Source organism: Arthrobacter sp. SO5 (assembly GCF_020532805.1).
Lineage (GTDB): Bacteria > Actinomycetota > Actinomycetes > Actinomycetales > Micrococcaceae > Arthrobacter.
Genome location: NZ_MQTQ01000089.1, coordinates 1 through 2,844, shown reverse-complemented (window position 1 = coordinate 2,844; position 2,844 = coordinate 1). Strand labels below are relative to the sequence as shown.

Genomic DNA, 2,844 nt, shown 5'->3' with positions numbered 1-2,844 from the left:
AACCGCTACTAGACCGGCATGGCGGTTGCCGGGGCGCGCGCACGTCGCCGCTCCGGCAGCCGCCACGCCCGTTTTCCGCCCGAATCACCTCAAGGCAGCCGAAGGAAACTATGGACGTCATTATTGAAAACCTCCCCCAGTACTGGGACGGTTTTCTCAGAACCCTATTCCTGTCCGGGATCTCGGGAATCATTGCCCTGATCTTCGGCACGGTGCTTGCCGCCGCCCGCGTTTCGCCCGTCGCCGCCCTGCGCGGCTTCAGCATGACGTACGTGGAGATTGTGCGGAATACTCCGCTGACCATCGCGTTCTTCTTCGCCGCCGTGGTGCTGCCCCGCCTCGGTGTGACGTTCCAGCAGTTCGAGGTCGCCGCCATTATCGCCCTGAGCGCCTACACCTCGGCCTTTATCGCCGAGGCCGTCCGCTCCGGCGTCAACAGCGTGCCCGTGGGGCAGGCCGAGGCCGCCCGCAGCGTGGGCATGAAGTTCAGCCAGGTCCTGTCCCTCATCATTCTGCCGCAGGCCCTGCGGACCGTGATTCCGCCGCTGATCAATATTCTGATCGCCTTGGTCAAGAACTCCTCCGTGGCCGGCGCGTTCTTTGTCCTGGAACTCTTCGGCACCGGCCGCCAGCTCGCCAACGCCAACGGCGATGCCGTTCTGTGGGTCCTGGTCGGCGTCGCGTTCTTCTACCTGCTCATAACCGTCCCGCTTGGCTACTTCGCCAACGTCGTTGAACGAAAGGTGGCGATCGCCCGATGAGCTCGGTCCTTTACGACGTCCCCGGGCCCAAGGCCCGCCGTGTTTCCCTGATCGGCTCCGCGATCGGCATCATCGCCATCGCAGGCCTGCTCGTCTGGGCGATCACCATCCTGGCGCAGCAGGGCATCTTCGATGCCAAGCGCTGGGAAGTGTTCCAGATTCCCGATGTGTGGGTCCTGATCGGCAACGGCATCGTCGCCACCCTCAGCGCCGCGGCCGTCGCGGCGGTCATCGCCTTTCCGCTGGGCCTGCTGCTCTGCCTCATGCGGATCTCCGCTGTTGGCTGGATCCGCATTCCCACCCGGATCATGCTGGAATTCCTGCGCGGCATGCCCGTGGTCCTGATGATGTTCTTCGTGCTGCTGGTCTTCGCGACCGGATCGTTCGTGGCCGTCGTTGCCGGCCTGGTGCTCTACAACTCGGCGATCTTCGCCGAGATCATCCGGGCCGGCATCCAGTCGCTGCCGAAGGGCCAGCGCGAAGCGGGACTGGCCGTCGGCCTGACTAGCTTCCAGTCGCGGCGCAACATCGAACTCCCGCAGGCAATCCGGCGCATGCTGCCCTCGCTCGTGGCCCAGCTCGTGGTGCTGCTGAAGGACACCTCGCTCGGCTACATCGTGTCCTACGAGGAGCTGCTGCGGAAGGTGCAGATCATGGCCGACTTCCTCGGACCGCAGTACCTGTTCCCGGTGTTCTTCGTGGCGGCCGTGATCTACATCGCGATCGACTTCTCGGTCTCGCGCCTGGCCATCTGGCTCGAACGCCGCGGCTCCAAGAAGGCCGCAGGCGGCGTGGTGCACGTGCCGGTCGCCGGCATTCCGGTGGCCAAGTAGCCTGTCCCCGACGCAAAGGTCCGGAACCCCTGCACAGGGGTTCCGGACCTTCCGCGTTGGCGGGGTTTTCCGGGCGGCGTTACCTGTGGTGTGCCGGACGGCGCTACGCCGCGAGCCACTTCCGCAGCACCCGCAGGCATTCGCGGACCGCGTCCGCCTCGACGTGCTCGTTGTCCTTGTGCGCCAGCAAAGCGTCCCCGGGGCCGAAGTTCACCGCCGGGATGCCCAGTTCGCTGAAGCGGGCGACGTCGGTCCAGCCGTATTTCGGTTTCGGTTCGGCCCCCACGGCTGCCACGAAGGACGCTGCGGCGGGGTGGTTCAGTCCCGGCCGCGCGCCGGCCGCACTGTCAGTGCGGACGACGTCGAACCCTGCCAAAAGTTCCCGCACGTGGGCTTCAGCCTCATCCGGAGTCTTGTCCGGGGCGAAGCGGTAGTTGATTTCGACGACGCACTTGTCCGGGATGACGTTGCCTGCGGTGCCGCCGTGGATCTTCACAGCGTTGAGGCTTTCCCGGTAGTCCAGCCCGTCCACGGTGACCGTCCGCGGCTCGTAGGCGGCCAGCCGCGCCAGGACCGGCGCCGCCGCGTGAATCGCGTTGCTGCCCATCCAGGCCCGTGCGGAGTGGGCCGCTTCCCCCCGGGTGGCCGCTTCGAAGCGGCTGGTGCCGTTGCACCCGCCTTCCACCGTCCCGTCCGTGGGCTCCAGCAGGATCGCGAAATCGCCGCCCAGCAGGCCGGGGTGGTTACGGACCAGCCGGCCGAGGCCGCTCTTGGCCGCCTCCACTTCCTCGTGGTCGTAGAACACAAACGTGACGTCCCTGGCCGGCTCCGCGCCGCCGTCGAACAGCGTGGCCGCCAGCGCCAGCTGCACGGCCACTCCGCTCTTCATGTCGGTGGCGCCGCGGCCGTAAAGGATGCCCTCGCCGGGGGCGCCGGATGCCCAGTAGGACGGGACGGTGCCGAGGGACCCCTCGGTCCTCGGCAGCGGCACAGTGTCGAGGTGCCCTGCCAGGATGACCCGCTCGGCGCGGCCAAGATTGGTCCGGGCGATGATCGAGTCCCCGTCGCGGGTCAACTCGAGCTGCGGGATGGCCAGGAGCGCATGCTCAACGGCGTCTGCCAGCTCCCGTTCCGCGCCGGAGACGCTGTAGACGTCGATGAGCTGGGCCGTCAGCAGCGCGACGTCCTGGCGCAGGTCGAGCCGGGCGGGGGCATGGGGGTGCGGGGTCGGGGCGGTCACCGTTCCACTG

General features: G+C 67.4%; 3 protein-coding genes. 2 read left to right on the top strand and 1 reads right to left on the bottom strand.

Features of this window, described 5'->3' with window-relative positions; all coding sequences use genetic code 11:
- Positions 1 to 110: 110 nt before the first annotated feature.
- Both BJG92_RS15665 and BJG92_RS15660 read left to right on the top strand, forming a co-directional pair.
- Entirely contained in the window at positions 111 to 761 is a 651-nt protein-coding gene (locus BJG92_RS15665; RefSeq protein ID WP_232084913.1) for an amino acid ABC transporter permease, read from the top strand.
- The gene (locus BJG92_RS15660) at positions 758 to 1,594 is read left to right on the top strand and encodes an amino acid ABC transporter permease (protein ID WP_232084912.1); all 837 of its coding nucleotides are present in this window, start codon (positions 758 to 760) and stop codon (positions 1,592 to 1,594) included. The genes BJG92_RS15665 and BJG92_RS15660 overlap by 4 nt, the downstream gene beginning before the upstream one ends.
- Before the next feature lie 103 nt (positions 1,595 to 1,697).
- On the opposite strand, the gene dapE is transcribed toward BJG92_RS15660, so the two are convergent.
- Positions 1,698 to 2,834 carry a succinyl-diaminopimelate desuccinylase gene (gene dapE, locus BJG92_RS15655; RefSeq protein WP_232084942.1) on the bottom strand — a complete coding sequence of 379 codons (1,137 nt, stop codon included), beginning with the start codon at positions 2,832 to 2,834 and terminating at the stop codon, positions 1,698 to 1,700.
- Between the last annotated feature and the right edge of the window lie 10 nt (positions 2,835 to 2,844).